This window comes from Delftia sp. GW456-R20 (assembly GCF_001622915.1).
Taxonomy (GTDB): Bacteria; Pseudomonadota; Gammaproteobacteria; order Burkholderiales; family Burkholderiaceae_C; genus Comamonas; species Comamonas acidovorans.
Genome location: NZ_LWCN01000001.1, coordinates 114296 through 129308, shown reverse-complemented (window position 1 = coordinate 129308; position 15013 = coordinate 114296). Strand labels below are relative to the sequence as shown.

The following is a 15013-nucleotide window of genomic DNA, read 5'->3' as shown; positions in this document are numbered from 1 at the left end:
TCGACCGCTGTCACAGCGCGGCCGGGTTCAGACCAACGTCACGACGACCGGCGCGTGGTCGCTGGGCTGCGGGTTCTTGCGCGGCGCGCGATCCACGCTGCAGGCGCTGACGCTGGGGCGCAATGCCTCGCTGACCAGGATGTGGTCGATGCGCAGGCCCCGGTTCTTCTGGAAACCCAGCATCCGGTAGTCCCACCACGAATAGCTTTTCTCCGGCTGGTCGAACATGCGGAAGGCATCGGTCAGGCCCAGCTGCAGCAGCGCCTGGAAATGCGTGCGCTCTTCCACCGTGTGGTGGATCGTGTCCTTCAGGCCGATGGGATCGTAGGAGTCGCGGTCCTCGGGCGCCACGTTGAAGTCGCCCACCAGCACCAGGCGCGGGTGGGCCGCCATTTCGCTTTTCACCCAGTCCTGCAGCGCCTGCAGCCAGCGCATCTTGTAGGCGAACTTGTCGGTGCCCGGCGCCTGCCCATTGACGAAGTAGCCGTTGATCAGGCGCACAGGGCCGCCTTCGGCATCGAGGGTGGCGGCAATGATGCGGGCCTGCTCGTCATCCAGGCCCGGAATATTGCGCACCACGTCGCGCACCGGCGTGCGCGTCAGCCAGGCCACGCCGTTGTAGGTCTTTTGTCCATGGCTGACCGCGTGGTAGCCGGCCTCCTGCAGCGCCTGCAGCGGAAACTTGTCGTCGGTGAGCTTGAGTTCCTGCAGAGCCAGCGCATCGACAGGGTTGGCCTGCAGCCAGGCCAGCACCTGCGGCAGGCGCACGGACAGGGAGTTGACGTTCCAGGTGGCGATTTGCATAAATAAATCCAATTAAATCAAATGATTGCGTGATTTTCGATGGTTGCTCTTGTGGTGGTTGCCAGCCTGTTCACCCGAAAAATCATGCCCTTGCCGCAGCAGTCAGCCCCTATTTTGATGCGCGATTGCGCTTGGGTGTTTTTCAGGCGATTCGGCAGCGCGGCTGTCAGCCCTGGCTTCGGCCAGCGTATCGGCATGCGGGGCCGTTGACGTGATGGGGCCTGCCTCGCCACGACCTTCATGGCACCGGGCAGACCTTGAATCAGATTGATCTGATTTCATCTCGGATGAAAGATGTCTACGATTGAAAATTTTCCAAGGAAATGCGGCCTTGGAATTTTTTCATTATCCGGAGGTATTCAAAATGCATATATTCATAGGTGCTTTTTGCAGAATAAACAAGGCTGTCATGATATTTATTTTGGCAATGATGGCCACCTCCGCATGGTCCGCATGCGCAATTATAGATACAAGTGATGGGTCAGGCTATTACAAGTATATGTTCAGTAATTTCAATCCTCCAGAATTCAATCCCAATGTGGCCAAGAACACGGTGATTTACTCAAAAACCGCTATAGCGGTAATGAGTAATGGGGTTGGCGCTAGATTGATGAATTGTAGTCCAATGGTCACGGGCTATATTGTAGGTAAATCTACACCAGTCAATAATATATACCCGACGACAGTCGAAGGTATTGGAATCAGGGTTTCGTCTGGATATGGTGCTGCGCCTGTAAGTACTGCGCAGTATTCCAATCACCCCGGATCTTTTGCATATCAATATTCCGTTGTCACAGTTGAGTTGATCAAGACCACAGATGGCGATATCACTGCAGGTGGCGTGCTGGACAGCGATTTCCTGTACGAACGCGCGACTGATGCATTTGGCCAGCTTCTCGCTCAATACAGCTTTTCCTCGCCCGTCGTCCTCCGGCCCAAGGTGCCCACCTGTACCCCACAGGCGCCGGAGCCCGTGCGCATGGCCCAGACTGTCACTCAAAAACTCACCTCAATCGGCTCAACCGGTGCTCCCCGCTCCTTCCTCATCTCGTTGTTGTGCAAGGGCGGCATCCCAGGTTCGTTGACCAACGCCTATGTCACCCTGACGGATGTGGCAAATCCTGGAAATATCGGCAATGCTCTGACCCTGTCGAAAACCTCGGTGGCAAAAGGTGTGGGTGTGCAGATCCGCAAGGATGACCAGATACTGGGCTTTGGCCCGGACTCCAATGCCGCCGGCAACAGGAATCAATGGTTTGCAGGGTCTGTTGCCTACGGGCAGGAGCGGTTGGATATCCCGCTGACGGCGCGCTATGTCAAGACCGAAGAGAACGTGACCATAGGCAGTGCCAATGCGGCGGCGACCTTCACCATCAGCTACCAGTAGTTCCCCCTGATCCCTTGCGCTTTCGGTCTGACCGCTGGCAGGCCATTCAGCGTGGTCAGGCAAGTCTGCGGGGGCGCGGCCATGCCCGCAGAATACGCAGATGCTTGATCTACTCGTCATTCACGCCACGCTGCCCGACGGCCGCCAGGACATGTCCATCGCCGTGCAGGGCGGGCGCATCGTCGAGGTCGCGGCCGGTCTTTCGGCGCCTGCCCATCAGGTCATCGATGCACAGCACCAGCTGGTGTCGCCGCCCTTCGTCGATCCGCATTTCCACATGGATGCGACGCTGAGCCACGGTCTGCCGCGCGTCAACCGCAGCGGCACGCTGCTGGAGGGCATTGCGCTGTGGGGCGAGCTCAAGCCGCTGCTCACGGCCGAGGCGCTGATCTCGCGCGCGCTGGAGTATTGCGACTGGGCGGCGGCCAAGGGGCTGCAGGCCATCCGCAGCCATGTGGATACCAGCGATGCCCGCCTGCTGGCCGTCGATGCGTTGCTGGAGGTCAAGCGCCAGGTGGCTCCCTATATCGACCTGCAGCTGGTGGCGTTTCCGCAGGACGGCGTGCTGCGCTCGCCCGGCGGCGTCGCCAACCTGCGGCGGGCGCTGGACAAGGGCGTGGACGTGGTGGGCGGCATTCCCCACTTCGAGCGCACCATGGCCGAGGGTGCCGACAGCGTCAGGCTGCTGTGCGAGCTGGCGGCCGAGCGCGGCCTGCTGGTGGACATGCACTGCGACGAGTCCGACGACCCGCTGTCGCGCCACATCGAAACCCTGGCCTTCGAGGCGCAGCGCCTGGGACTGCAGGGCCGCGTCACGGGCTCGCACTGCACCTCCATGCACAGCATGGACAACTATTACGTGAGCAAGCTGCTGCCGCTGATCGCAGAAAGTGGCGTGGCCGTGATTGCCAATCCGCTGATCAACATCACGCTGCAGGGCCGCCAGGACAGCTATCCCAAGCGCCGCGGCATGACGCGCGTGCCCGAGCTGCTGGCCGCAGGCGTCAACGTGGCCTTCGGCCATGACTGCGTGATGGACCCCTGGTACGGCATGGGCTCGGGCGACATGCTGGAGGTCGCCCACATGGGCCTGCATGTGGCGCAGATGACCAGCCAGGACGGCATGCGCGACTGCTTCGACGCCGTGACCACGCGCGCGGCGCGTGTGATGCACCTGGACGGCTATGGCATCGAGGCCGGCTGCGATGCCAGCTTCGTGCTGCTGCAGGCGCGCGATGCGGCCGAGGCGATACGGCTGCGCGCCACGCGCCTGAAGGTGTTCCGCAAGGGCCGGTTGCTGGCCGAGGCGCCTGCTGCAACGGCTGCGCTGCATCTGCCGGGCCGCCCGGCAAGAATCGACTGGCGCCGCTGAACCGGCGCCGGCCTCAGGCGCCGGCCAGGCTGGCCTCGCGCACGATGGTCTGCAGGGCCACCAGATCCCTGACCACCAGGCCCTGGGCTTCCACGCGAATGCAGGCGTCGCGCTCCATGCGCTTGAGTTCCTGGTTCACGCGCTGGCGCGAGGCGCCCAGCAACTGGGCCAGCTCCTCCTGCACCAGTTGCAGGCCTATGCGCAGCTCGCGCGGGTCGTCCAGCACCTGTGTGCCGTAGCTGCGCGACAGGTGCAGCAACTGCTTGGCCAGGCGTGCGCGCAGGGGCAGGGTGTTGAGGTCTTCCACCAGCCCGTAGGTCTGGCGTATGCGGTGGGCCTGCAGGCGCAGCAGGGCGTCGTAGAACTCCACATGCGTGGCCAGGATGGCGTGAAAGCTGTCCTTGTCCACGCACAGCAGCGTGGTGTCGCCATGGGCATAGGCATCGCGCGTGCGGGGCTCGTCAAGAAAGGTGGACATGGCACCGAACCAGGCACCCGGCTCCACATAGGCCAGCGTGGTCTGCCGACCCGACAGGCTGGTCGAGCTCATGCGCACGGCGCCCTGCGCACAGGCATACCACCTGTGCGGCACATCGCCGCGTGCATAGATCAGTGCCCCGTCCTTGAGCCGCCGGACCGTGGTCTGGCGCAGGATGTCATGGCGCAGCGAGGGCGAAAGGCTGCAGAACCACTGGCCGGAATTGATGGCCTCGCGCTCGGCGGGGGTGAGCATGGGCTCGTGGGTACTCGTTTGCAAACCGCTTGTCTCCAATCGGCCGCAATTTTAGGGCGTGCGGGCCTGCGGATAGGCGTGCAATTGCTCGCGCAGCAACTGCACGAAGCAGTCAGCCCTTTCGGTGGGCGCGTATTGGGGCGGCAGGGCCAGCACCACCTCCACCGCGCAGGCTGGAAGCAGTGGCAGCACACGCAGGTCGCGCGCGAACACCGAGGCCACGTAGGGGTTGACCACGCCCAGCCCCAGCCCCTGTGCAGCCAGGCTGCAGATGGTGGAGGAGTAGGTGGTCTCCATGGTGGAGCCGGCTTCTATTCCGTGTTCCTGCATGGTGTGGCGCAGTTGCAGGCAGATATCGTCATCGGCGTTGAGGGTCAGCAGCAGCTGGCCCTGCAGGTCGCGCACATGCAGCCGCGTGCGCGTGGCCAGCGCATGGTCCGGGTGCATGACGCAGACGGCGCGGCTGCGGTGCAGCACGGTGGCATCCAGCTCGGGCGTGCTCAGCGCCATGGTGCTGACCACCAGGTCGAAGTGGCCATGCAGCAGGCCCTCGCGCAAGGGCGTGGAGCCCAGGGTCTGCAGGCTGATGTGGGTGCCCGGGTAGCGCTGCGCGAAGCTGCGCACCACGGCCGGGATCACGCTCAGGCCCAGGGCCGGCGTGCAGCCTATGCGCAGCGTGCCGGCGCCGGACTGGCGCAGTGCGGCCAGGTCGCGCTCTATGCGCTCGCGCCCCAGGAAATGCTGCTGCACGGTGGCGAACAGTTCCACGGCCTCGGCCGTGGGGCGCAGGCGGCCCTTGTGCATGTCGAACAGCTTGAGCCCTGCGGCCGCCTGCATCTGGGCCAGCAGCCGGCTGACCGAAGGCTGCGTGGTGTGCAGCAGCCGCGCGGCGGCCGTGGTGGTGCCGGTCTGCATGACGGCACGGAAGGCCTCGATCTCTCGGGCGCTCAGGGGTCTGGACATGGCGATTCGGTCCTGCTCGGGGTGGCTGGCAATGTATATCTTTTCTGTATAGAGGCCACGGAAAAATGCATTTTTCCAAAGATGACAGGCTTTCTACACTGCCTCCATTGCATCGATTGCCCAGGCGCGGCAGCGCCGTCGAAAGGATTCCATGAACAAGACAACAGCACGTCGCACGGCCGCCGCAGTAATCGCCGCCGTCGTGGCGGGCATGGTGCCGGCAGCCGCCCTGGCACAGGACGGCTTTCCCCAGCCCGGCCGGCAGCTGCGCATCATCGTGCCGTTCACTGCAGGCGGCAGCTCCGACGTGCAGGCACGCATGCTGGCCGACCGCCTGAGCCGGCTCTGGGGCCAGCCGGTGGTGGTGGAAAACAAACCCGGCGCGGGCGGTCATCTGGGAGGCCGATATGTGGCCGATCAGCCGGCCGACGGCTACACGCTGATGGTGGGCTCCATCGGCCTGCATGCCGCCTATGGCGTGTACGGCAAGCTGGCCTATGACCCGGCAAAGGATCTGCGCGTGGTGACCGTGCTGGCCGAGATGCCGCATGTGGTGGTGGCCACGCCCAGCCTTCCCGCCAGCAACCTGGCCGAGCTGACAGCGCTGGCCAAAAAGGCGCCTGGCACGGTCAACTTCGGCTCGGCCGGCGTGGGCTCGTCCGTGCACATGATGGGCGAGCTGTACAAGCTGCAGGCAGGCGCGCCCATCGTGCACGTGCCTTATCGCGGCAGCTCGGCCGCGCTCAACGACCTGCTGGGCGGCCAAATCCAGCTCATGTTCGAGAACCCGCCCACGGTGCTGTCGCACATACGCGGCGGCAAGCTCAAGGCGTTGGCCGTCACGGGCAGCCAGCGACTGCCGGCCCTGCCGGACGTGCCCACGGCGGCCGAGTCCGGGCTCAAGGACTATGTGGCCACCTCCTGGACCACGGTGGCCGTCTCCTCCAAGGTGCCCGAGGCCATCGTCAAAAAGCTCAATGACGACATCCGAAAGGTCGTGGCCACGCCCGAGTTCCGCAAGGGCCTGCAAGAGCAGGGCATGAGCGCCGTCGCCAACAGCCTGCCTGAGGCGCAATCCTTCGTTGCCCGCGAAAAGCAGCGTTGGGACCGCGTGATCGCCGAAGGCCACATCTCCGCCCAATGAAACGCTCCATGACTTCGAACACCCCCGCATCCTTCGTCCCCTGCCGTCGCCTGGGCGATGGCCGCCAGCACCACTTCTTCGGCTACTACAACAAGTCCAGCTGGGACCGCAGCAATCGCCTGGTGCTGGCGCAGCAAACGCCGTGGATGGACCAGTACCTCACGCCCCAGGCGCGGGCGTCCATCGGCTACTTCGATACCGAAAATGGCGACCGCTTCCACGCCGTGGGCGAGACAGGCGCCTGGAACTGGCAGATGGGCAGCCAGCTGCAGTGGCTGGACGGGCTGGCGGGCCGCCAACTGATCCACAACGACAGGACGGCAGATTCCGGGGGGCGCTATCCGGGGTTCGGCTCCGTGGTCATCGATGTGGACAGCGGCGCGCGGCGCATGCTGCCCATGCCTGTGTATGTGGTGGCGCCCAGCAGCGCCTGGGCGCTGTGCGTGGACTACCGTCGCCTTTACATCACGCACGAAACCATTGGCTATAGCGAAGAGGGTGGTCCCTTCGCCTTGCCCCTGGCGCCCGAGGACGACGGCATCTGGCGCATGGAGGTCGCGACGGGCGAGGCAAGGCTGCTGGCCAGCTATGCGCGGCTCAAGGCCTTTCATCACCGCACATCGATGGACAAGGCCATCCACTGGGTCAGCCATATCGAGGTCAACCCGTCGTCATCGCGCATCCTGTTCCTGCACCGCTGGACCGAACGCGTCAAGGACGAAACCTGCTTTCTGCACCGCCTCATCACCATGGCGCCCGACGGCTCCGACATGCGCCTGCTCGAATGCTCGGACCATCCGCTGCCCCAGCTGGCCGCCGACTTCGACCCGATGGCCGTGGGCACGTTCGACTACGAAAAGTCCGAATACCAGATCTCGCATCCGCTATGGCAGGACGACAGCCACATCATTGTGTGGGGCCCGCATGCCGGGGAGATCCACTATCACCTCTATGACGATGTGGAGGGTGGTGACGTGCAAGTGGTGGGCGCAGGCGTGCTGGTGGAGAACGGCCACATGAGCTTCTCGCCCGTGGACACGCGCTGGCTGCTCAGCGATACCTACCCCGACGACCGCACGCACGAGCGCTTCCTGTTCCTGTACGACATGCACACGGGCGAGCGCCACGACCTGGGCAGCTTCTACGCCTCGCCCGATCTCAGCAAGGAAAACCGCTGCGACCTGCACCCGCGCTGGAGCCGTGACGGGCGCCAGGTCTGCATCGACTCCGTGCACGAGCACCAGCGGCAGATGTATGTGCTGAATGTGTCGGGGATCGTGGAGGCCCCGAGATAGCTATTTGCGGGGCCTTGGAACCTCAGCGCCCCCAGCGCAGCACCAGCGGATCGAGCCGCCGTGCAATGTCCAGCAACTGGCGGCGCACCTCGGGGTGCATGGGCGGCCAGGGCGCGCGCGGCGCGTCGCAGGCGATCACGCCGCCGGCCTTCATCAGCGCCTTGGCGGCCAGGAAGCCGGCCTGGCGGTTTTCGTGGTTGATCAGGGGCAGCCAGCGCTGGTAGAGGGCGAATGCGGTGTCGGGGTCGCCGTTTCTGTGCGCTTCGATGATGGGGCGTATGCCGTCGGCAAAGCCGCCGCCCGTCATGGAGCCCGTGGCGCCGGCCTCCAGGTCGGCCAGCAGTGTGATGGCTTCCTCGCCATCCCAGGGGCCTTCGATGGCCTCGCCGCCCAGGGCGATGAGCTCGCGCAGCTTGCCGGCGGCGCCTGCGGTTTCCATCTTGAAGTAGCAGACCTGCTCGATCTCGCGGGCCATGCGCGCGAGGAAGGCGGGGGACAGCGGCGTGCCTGCGGCCGGCGCGTCCTGGACCATGATGGGAATGGCGATGGCATCGGACACGGCCTGGAAGAAGCCCTGGATCTGGGGCTCGCCGAAGCGGAAGGTGGCGCCGTGGTAGGGCGGCATGACCATCACCATGGCCGCACCCATGTCCTGCGCGCGGCGGCTTCGCTCGGCGCACACTCGCGACGAGGTGTGCGTGGTGGTGACGATCACGGGCACGCGGCCCGCCACATGCTCCAGCGCCGTGCGCGTGAGGACCTCGCGCTCGTCATCGGCCAGCAGGAACTGCTCGGAGAAGTTGGCCAGGATGCACAGGCCGTCCACGCCCGAGTCGATCATGAAGTCCAGGCAACGCTTCTGGCTGGCCAGGTCCAGCGTGCCGTCCTCGTGAAAGGTGGTGGGTACCACGGGGAAGATGCCGCTGTAGCGCGGCCGAGAAATTCCGGGCATGGCGTGCTCCCTCATTCGACGATGCGGAACTGGTCCAGGTACTCGGTCTTGAGCGTGAGGCCCAGGCCCGGCACATCGTCCCTGAGCTGCAGGAAACCGTTCTCGGCCACGGGCTCGCCGTCGAAGATGTACCAGAACAGCTCGTTGCCCACCTCCACGTCGAAGATGGGGAAGTACTCGGCCATGGGCGAGGCCAGCGTGCTCATGGTCAGGTGGTAGTTGTGCATCTGGCCCGCATGCGGGATGACGGGCACGCTGAACGCCTCGCACAGCGCATTGATCTTGTGCGCGGCCGTGATGCCGCCCACGCGGTTGGTGTCGTACTGCACGACGCTGACGGCCTTTTTGTCGAGCAGTTGCTTGAAGCCGTAGAGGCTGAACTCGTGCTCGCCGCCCGAGATCGGAATGCTGGTGAGCCGGTTGAGTTCGGCGTAGCCGTCGATGTCGTCGGCGATCACGGGCTCCTCCAGCCAGCGCGGCTCGAACTTCTCCAGCTTGGGCAGCATGCGCCTGGCGTACTCCAGGTTCCAGCCCATGTAGCACTCCAGCATCAGGTCGCAGTCGTAGCCTATGACCTCGCGCACGGCCTCGACCGAGCGCAGGTTCTCGCGCACACCTTCCTGCAGATGGGCCGGGCCGTAGCCGAAGCGCATCTTGAAGGCCTTGAAGCCCTGGTCCAGGAATTTTTGCGCCTCTTCCTGCATGGCCTTGAGGTCGGTGCGGTAGAGCTTGCTGTAGTAGCAGGGAATCCTTTCCTTGGTGCGCCCGCCCAGCAGCTTGAACACAGGCTTGTTCACGCTCTTGCCCAGGATGTCCCAGATGGCCAGGTCCACGGCCGAGATGGCGGCCATGGTCACGCCCTTGCGGCCCCAGGCGTGCGTGGCGCGGTACATGCGCTGCCACAGGTATTCGTAGTCCCACGGGTCGTGGCCGACGACCAGGGGCGCCAGGTACTCGTCGATGATGGCCTTGGCGATGCGCGGTGCCAGCGCCACGTTGCCCAGGCCGACGATGCCGTCGTCGGTCTCGATCTCCACCACCGTCCAGGAATGGAAGCGGAAGGTGGACATGGTCTCCTGCGGCGCATAGAGCAGGTCCATGGCGTTGGAGCAGAAGTTGCCCTGGGGCGGCACGGTCTTGCCTTGCCATTCGTAGACGCGGGCGCGGACGGATTTGATTTTCATGATGGTGATGGCGAGGGTGTGAAGTCAGTCAGGGCAGGCGCGCGGCGCCCATGCGGCAGGCGATCAGAAAGGCCTGCCAGGTGGCCTCCACGCTGGCCCGGCCCTGGCCCGCGATGTCATAGGCCGTGCCATGGGCCGGCGTGGTGATGGGGATCGGCAGGCCGCCCTGCACGGTCACGCCGCGCGAGAAGCCCAGCAGCTTGATGGCGATCTGGCCCTGGTCGTGGTACATGGTCACGATGGCCTGGTACTCGCCGGCCTGGGCCTTCAGGAAGATGGTGTCGGCCGGGAAGGGGCCGTGGAACGGATCGGGCGTAGGCCAGTCGCGGGCCTGCAGCGCGCGCACGGCCGGCGCGATGATGTCGATCTCCTCGCGCCCGCAGGTGCCGCCATCGCCGTTGTGCGGGTTGAAGCCCGCCACCGCCACCTTGGGGGCTGCCATGCCGCTGGCCAGCAGCGCGCGGTAGATCAGCTCGGCCGCCTGCGCGATGCGCTCCTGGCTCAGATAGCCGGCCACGTCCCTGAGCGGCACATGCGACGAAATGCGCGAGGTCCACAGATCGCCCAGCGTATTGAATTCGCAGAAATAGCCGGTGACGCCCAGGTGCTCGGCAAAGTGGTGCAGCTCGTCCTCATGGCGCAGGCCGCCCAGCTTCATGGCCTGCTTGTTGAGCGGCGCAAAGCAGATGGCGTCGATCTGGCCGGCCTGGGCCGCGTCCATGCACCGGTCCAGCACCTGCAGCACCGAGCGCCCGCCTGCGGCTTCGGCACGGCCCTGGTGCACGGCATCGGGGGCCACCGTGTCCATGGCCAGGAAGGCGGGCAGGGCTGTGTCGGTGCGGCCCCGTGCATGGGCCATGCTGGCGATGGGCGCGGTGGACACCTGCAGGCCCGCGATGCGCTGGCCCTGCTGCCACAGCCAGGGGTCGCCGGCCAGCACGATGTTGGCCTTTTGCATGGCCTCGGGCCGCGCCAGCAGGCGTGCGATCAGTTCGGCGCCTATGCCGGCGGGATCGCCCAGGGTCAGGGCGACGACGGGAAGTTCGGATGCGGGCATGTGCGGCTCAGTCGATCTTGATGTGGTTCTTGCGGATGATTTCGCCAAAGCGCTGGTACTCGGCGTTGTGCAAGGCGATGAACTCCGCCTGGCCCATGGGCTGCAGTTCGGCGCCCACGGCCTCCAGGCGCGTGCGCGTCTCGGGCATGGCCAGCACCTTGTTGACCTCGTCGTGCACCCGGGCCTGCACGGCTCGGGGTGTGGCCGCTGGCATGTAGATGCCGTACCAGGCGCCTATCTCCACGCCGGGCAGGCCGGCCTCGGCCAGCGTGGGCACCTGGGGCAGCTGGGCGTTGCGCCGGTGCGATGTCACGCCCAGGGCGCGCAGCTTGCCGGCCTTGATCTGGCCGATCACCGAAGGCATGGTGTCGAAGCTCATCTGCACCTGGCCGCTGACCAGATCCACCAGGGCGGCGGCGCTGCCCTTGTAGGGCACGTGGGTCAGTTCAATGCCGGCCGCGTCCTTGAACATCTCGGCCGCGATGTGCTGGGTGCTGCCCGTGCCGCTGCTGGCGAAGTTGATCCTGCCGGGCTCCTTGCGGGCCAGGGCAACCAGTTCCTGCACCGAGTTGGCGGGCAGGTTGTTGCCCACCACCAGCACATTGGGCACTGCGCCCACATAGGCCACGGGCACCAGGTCGCGGTTGCTGTCGTAGCCCAGCTTGAGCAGGTGCGGGGCAATGGCATGGGCCGTGACGACGCCCATCACCATGGTGTGCCCGTCCGTGGACTTGGCCGTCATGTCCACGGCCAGGGTGTTGGAGACGCCGGGGCGGTTTTCCACGATCACCGGCTGGCGCAGCAGCGGCGCCAGCCGGTCGGCCACGGCACGGGCCATGGCGTCGGTGCCGCCGCCCGGGGCCGAGCCCACAAGCATGCGCACAGGCCGCGTGGGCCAGTCCGGCGGGGTTTGGGCCAGGGCGATGGCGGGCAGCAGGGCAGCTGCGGCCAGCAGCAGGGGGCGGCGTTGCATGTCTTGTCTCCGGTGCTTTTGTTGTGGACCCATGCTAGGCAGATGATTGATTGCCGTAAACTGAAAGTTACTGATGAATCAATAACCTTGGGTAATCAATTCACGGGATATTCCTATGGGCTCCATCGACCGCAGGGACAGCACGCCGCAACTGCTCAACCGCCTGCGCATGCGGCAGGTGGCGCTGATGCTGGCCATCGACCAGAAGGGCACGCTGCGCGGCGCCGCAGCCGAGCTGGGACTGAGCCAGCCGGCCGCCACCAAGATGCTGCATGAGCTGGAAAGCGCGCTGGGCCTGACCCTGTTCGACCGCGTGGGGCGCGGCCTGCAGCTGAACGCGGCGGGCGAGCGCGTGACGGGCTACTTCCGCCATCTGCGCGGCGGCATGGAGGCGCTGAACCGCGAGCTGCAGGAACTGCGCGAGGGCTGTGCGGGGCGGCTGGCCGTGGGCAGCATCATGGCGGCCTCGCCGGGGCGGCTGACACAGGCGCTGCTGGCGCTCAAGCGCCAGTGGCCGCTGCTGGCCATCGAGGTGGCCGTGGACACCAGCGACCGGCTGCTGGCCCAGTTGCAGGACGGCGTGCTGGAGGTGGTGGTGGGCCGGCAGACCGGACAGGCCGATCCCGCCCATCTGTTCCGCACGATTGATGACGAGGCCTTGTCCATCATCGTGGGCTGCAACCATCCGCTGGCGCGTGCCCGCAGCGTGGGCTTTGCGCAGCTGCAGGCCCATGGCTGGGTGCTGCAGCCGCCCGGCAGTCCCATGCGCGCACTGATCGACCAGGAATTCCAGGCCCATGGCCTGGCGCTGCCGCGCGGCCTGATCGAGACGGGCTCCATCCTCACCACCATGAACCTGGTGCGCAACTCCGACCTGATCGCCGTGATCCCGCAGGCCGTGGCCCGGGACAGCGCCGAGCACGGCATGGTCCGCATCCTGCCCTATCGCATGCGCCGCAACCTGCAGGCCTACGGCAGCCTGGTGCGCCGCGACCGGCCGCTGAGCCAGGCGGCCGCCAGCTTTCTGGCGCTGCTGCATGGGCAGGAGCCGCCGCCGGCATCCGCGCCCTAGCCGATGTACCGCGCCAGATGCGGGCTGACCCGCTTGCAGTAGCTTTTGCAGACCCGGCGCAGCACCTGGGCGGTGTCGGTGACGCCGGGCGGCGGGCTCTTGGGGTACCAGGTGGTGATGCGAAAGGAGGGCGGCGTGGGCAGCTCCAGCTCCACCAGCTCCCCGCTTTCGAGCTGCGGCGCCACCAGCATGCCGTGCATGATGGCGACGCCCAGGCCCTCGCGCACCAGCGAGACCAGGGCCGCCAGCGAGGGCGATCCCGAGATGCGCAGGTCGCTGGAGACCATGCCGCTTTGCACGGCCAGCTGCTGTGCCATGGCCACGGCCTGCTCGTAGGGGCCGGTGCCGCGCATCTGGGTCAGCAATTGCTTGCCCAGCGCCTTGTGCAGTCCATCCTTCCTGGGCACCAGGCCCCGCCTGGCAATCCAGTGCACGGGTACTTCCAGCAGGTTCTCGACCACGGCGAACTGGGGGTCCACGCCGCTGCCGGTGCGCACGATCAGGTCCAGGTCGCGCCGCATCATCTGCTCCGACAGGTGGGTGCTCAGATCGACGGTCAGGTCCAGCTCGATGTGCGGCAGGCTGGCGCCCATCGCCTTGACGAATTCGGGCAGGAAGGTGTGTACCGCCGTCTCCAGCACGCCGACCCGCAGGCGGCAGCCGATGGCGTCGTCGGACCTGGCGGCACGCTCCAGGGTGCGTGTGGCTTCGATGACGGCTTCCGCATGCCGCAGCAAGCGGGCGCCGGCATCGGTGATCTGCAGCGTCTTGCGGTCCCAGTGGAACAGGGTCACGCCCAGGTCCGACTCCAGCCCGCGTATGCGCATGGAGACGGCGCCGGGGCTGGCGTGCACCAGTTCGGCCACGCGGCGCACGCTGCCGATGCGTGCCAGCAGCACAAAAGTTTCAAGAAAACGGATGTTCATGGGGAGGCTGCGCGGGCTGCAGTGGCTGTTCAGTTTTCCTGGGGGAGGCTGCGCACAATTCCTGAGTGGACCGGTGGCCTGCTGCTTTTTACATTGGGGGGCATCTCCATTCAATAGAGGCTCCCCCATGACGCATTGGACCCATCCGACCGAATTCCGCCAGGAGGTGCGCGCCGGACGCTTTCGCGGGCAGACGGCCGGGCAGTGCCCCGGCTACACCCAGGGCAACCTGGCGATACTGCCGCGCGAGTGCAGCGAGGAGTTCCTGCGCTTTGCCCGGCTGAACCCCAAGTCCTGCCCGCTGATCGGCGTGACCGAGCCCGGCAGCAGCCGCGTGCCCGAGCTCGGCGATATCGATCTGAAGACCGACCTGCCCTCGTACTGGGTGTTTCGCGATGGTCACAGGGCCGAGCAGGTGAATGACCTCACGGGCCTGTGGCGCGACGACCTGGTGGGCTTCGTCATCGGCTGCTCCTATTCCTTCGAGGACGCGCTGCGCGACGCCGGCGTGCCCGTGCGCCATATCGACGAGGGCCGGGGCGCTCCCATGTTCATCACCGACATTGCCAACGGCCAGGCGGGCCGGTTCGGTGGCCGGATGGTGGTCAGCATGCGGCCCATGACGGCCGCCCAGGCCATCCGTGCGATCCAGGTGACTTCGCGCTTTCCCAGCGTGCATGGGGCGCCTGTGCACCTGGGCGACCCCGCGCAGATAGGCATTGCCGATATCGAGCGGCCGGACTTCGGCGAGCCCATGGCGCTCAAACCCGGGGAGATCCCCGTGTTCTGGGCCTGCGGCGTGACGCCCCAGCAGGCCATACGCTCGGCGGCCCTGCCATTCGCCATCACGCACGAGCCGGGCCACATGCTGGTGACGGAGTTGCGCAACAGCCATCTGGCCGCGTTCTGACGGCCTGCCTGCCTGCCTGGCTGCCTGGCTTGCGGCCCGCTTCGGCGGGCCTTTTTCTTTGCGTCGCCGGCCGGCAAGGGGCCGCTCCTGTTCAGTTTTCGTGAACAGAGGGGGCGAAAACTTCTCGATGGACGCGGTCCAGGTGCACTTTTAGATTGGACGCCAGTGGTGGGCACCGGCGGAGGGCCGTGCTCCAGGCCACGGTTTTCCTGACTTCAACTTCGAGACAAACGGGTTCCGA

At 66.0% G+C, this 15013-nt stretch carries 14 protein-coding genes; 6 read left to right on the top strand and 8 right to left on the bottom strand.

The window, feature by feature from the left end; all coding sequences use genetic code 11:
* Window positions 1–27 precede the first annotated feature (27 nt).
* Window positions 28–804, bottom strand: a complete 777-nt coding sequence (gene xth, locus A4F85_RS00540; RefSeq protein ID WP_063325327.1) for an exodeoxyribonuclease III — start codon at window positions 802–804, stop codon at window positions 28–30.
* 304 nt (window positions 805–1108) lie between these two features.
* Between xth and A4F85_RS29975 the strand changes: the two genes are divergently transcribed.
* Together A4F85_RS29975 and A4F85_RS00530 are read left to right on the top strand one after the other, a co-directional pair.
* Entirely contained in the window at window positions 1109–2191 is a 1083-nt protein-coding gene (locus A4F85_RS29975; protein ID WP_156516861.1) for a fimbrial protein, read from the top strand.
* A gap of 100 nt (window positions 2192–2291) precedes the next feature.
* Window positions 2292–3563 (top strand): amidohydrolase family protein, encoded by a 1272-nt coding sequence (locus tag A4F85_RS00530; RefSeq protein WP_063325326.1) that lies wholly within the window; start codon window positions 2292–2294, stop codon window positions 3561–3563.
* 13 nt (window positions 3564–3576) lie between these two features.
* On the opposite strand, the gene A4F85_RS00525 is transcribed toward A4F85_RS00530, so the two are convergent.
* Both A4F85_RS00525 and A4F85_RS00520 read right to left on the bottom strand, forming a co-directional pair.
* Entirely contained in the window at window positions 3577–4296 is a 720-nt protein-coding gene (locus tag A4F85_RS00525; protein WP_063325325.1) for a Crp/Fnr family transcriptional regulator, read from the bottom strand.
* A 51-nt stretch (window positions 4297–4347) separates the two neighbouring features.
* A complete protein-coding gene (locus tag A4F85_RS00520; RefSeq protein WP_063325324.1) occupies window positions 4348–5259 on the bottom strand; it encodes a LysR family transcriptional regulator in 912 nt (303 codons plus the stop codon).
* 151 nt (window positions 5260–5410) lie between these two features.
* On the opposite strand from A4F85_RS00520, the gene A4F85_RS00515 reads away from it, so the two are divergent.
* Both A4F85_RS00515 and A4F85_RS00510 read left to right on the top strand, forming a co-directional pair.
* Window positions 5411–6403 (top strand): Bug family tripartite tricarboxylate transporter substrate binding protein, encoded by a 993-nt coding sequence (locus A4F85_RS00515; RefSeq protein ID WP_063325323.1) that lies wholly within the window; start codon window positions 5411–5413, stop codon window positions 6401–6403.
* Window positions 6400–7698: a hypothetical protein gene (locus A4F85_RS00510; protein WP_063325322.1), complete on the top strand. Its 1299-nt coding sequence runs from the start codon at window positions 6400–6402 to the stop codon at window positions 7696–7698. Before A4F85_RS00515 ends, A4F85_RS00510 begins: the two co-directional genes overlap by 4 nt.
* Window positions 7699–7720: 22 nt before the next feature.
* On the opposite strand, the gene A4F85_RS00505 is transcribed toward A4F85_RS00510, so the two are convergent.
* From A4F85_RS00505 to A4F85_RS00490, 4 genes are read right to left on the bottom strand one after another with little or no spacing between them, the layout of a single operon-like run.
* The gene (locus A4F85_RS00505; RefSeq protein ID WP_063325321.1) at window positions 7721–8650 is read right to left on the bottom strand and encodes a dihydrodipicolinate synthase family protein; all 930 of its coding nucleotides are present in this window, start codon (window positions 8648–8650) and stop codon (window positions 7721–7723) included.
* Window positions 8651–8661: 11 nt separating this feature from the next.
* Window positions 8662–9834 (bottom strand): L-rhamnonate dehydratase, encoded by a 1173-nt coding sequence (locus A4F85_RS00500; protein ID WP_063325320.1) that lies wholly within the window; start codon window positions 9832–9834, stop codon window positions 8662–8664.
* 28 nt (window positions 9835–9862) lie between these two features.
* Window positions 9863–10891, bottom strand: coding sequence for a 4-hydroxythreonine-4-phosphate dehydrogenase PdxA (locus A4F85_RS00495; protein ID WP_063325319.1), 1029 nt, complete (start codon window positions 10889–10891; stop codon window positions 9863–9865).
* Window positions 10892–10898: 7 nt separating this feature from the next.
* A complete protein-coding gene (locus tag A4F85_RS00490) occupies window positions 10899–11864 on the bottom strand; it encodes a Bug family tripartite tricarboxylate transporter substrate binding protein (RefSeq protein WP_063325318.1) in 966 nt (321 codons plus the stop codon).
* A 115-nt stretch (window positions 11865–11979) separates the two neighbouring features.
* Here A4F85_RS00490 and A4F85_RS00485 point away from each other — a divergent pair, with 115 nt between their 5' ends.
* Window positions 11980–12936: a LysR family transcriptional regulator gene (locus A4F85_RS00485; RefSeq protein ID WP_063325317.1), complete on the top strand. Its 957-nt coding sequence runs from the start codon at window positions 11980–11982 to the stop codon at window positions 12934–12936.
* Here the strand turns inward: A4F85_RS00485 and A4F85_RS00480 are convergent.
* Window positions 12933–13862 carry a LysR family transcriptional regulator gene (locus A4F85_RS00480; RefSeq protein ID WP_013801416.1) on the bottom strand — a complete coding sequence of 310 codons (930 nt, stop codon included), beginning with the start codon at window positions 13860–13862 and terminating at the stop codon, window positions 12933–12935. The genes A4F85_RS00485 and A4F85_RS00480 overlap by 4 nt on opposite strands.
* A 127-nt stretch (window positions 13863–13989) precedes the next feature.
* Here A4F85_RS00480 and A4F85_RS00475 point away from each other — a divergent pair, with 127 nt between their 5' ends.
* Complete coding sequence (locus A4F85_RS00475; RefSeq protein ID WP_013801417.1) at window positions 13990–14772, top strand: putative hydro-lyase; 783 nt, start codon at window positions 13990–13992, stop codon at window positions 14770–14772.
* Window positions 14773–15013 lie beyond the last annotated feature (241 nt).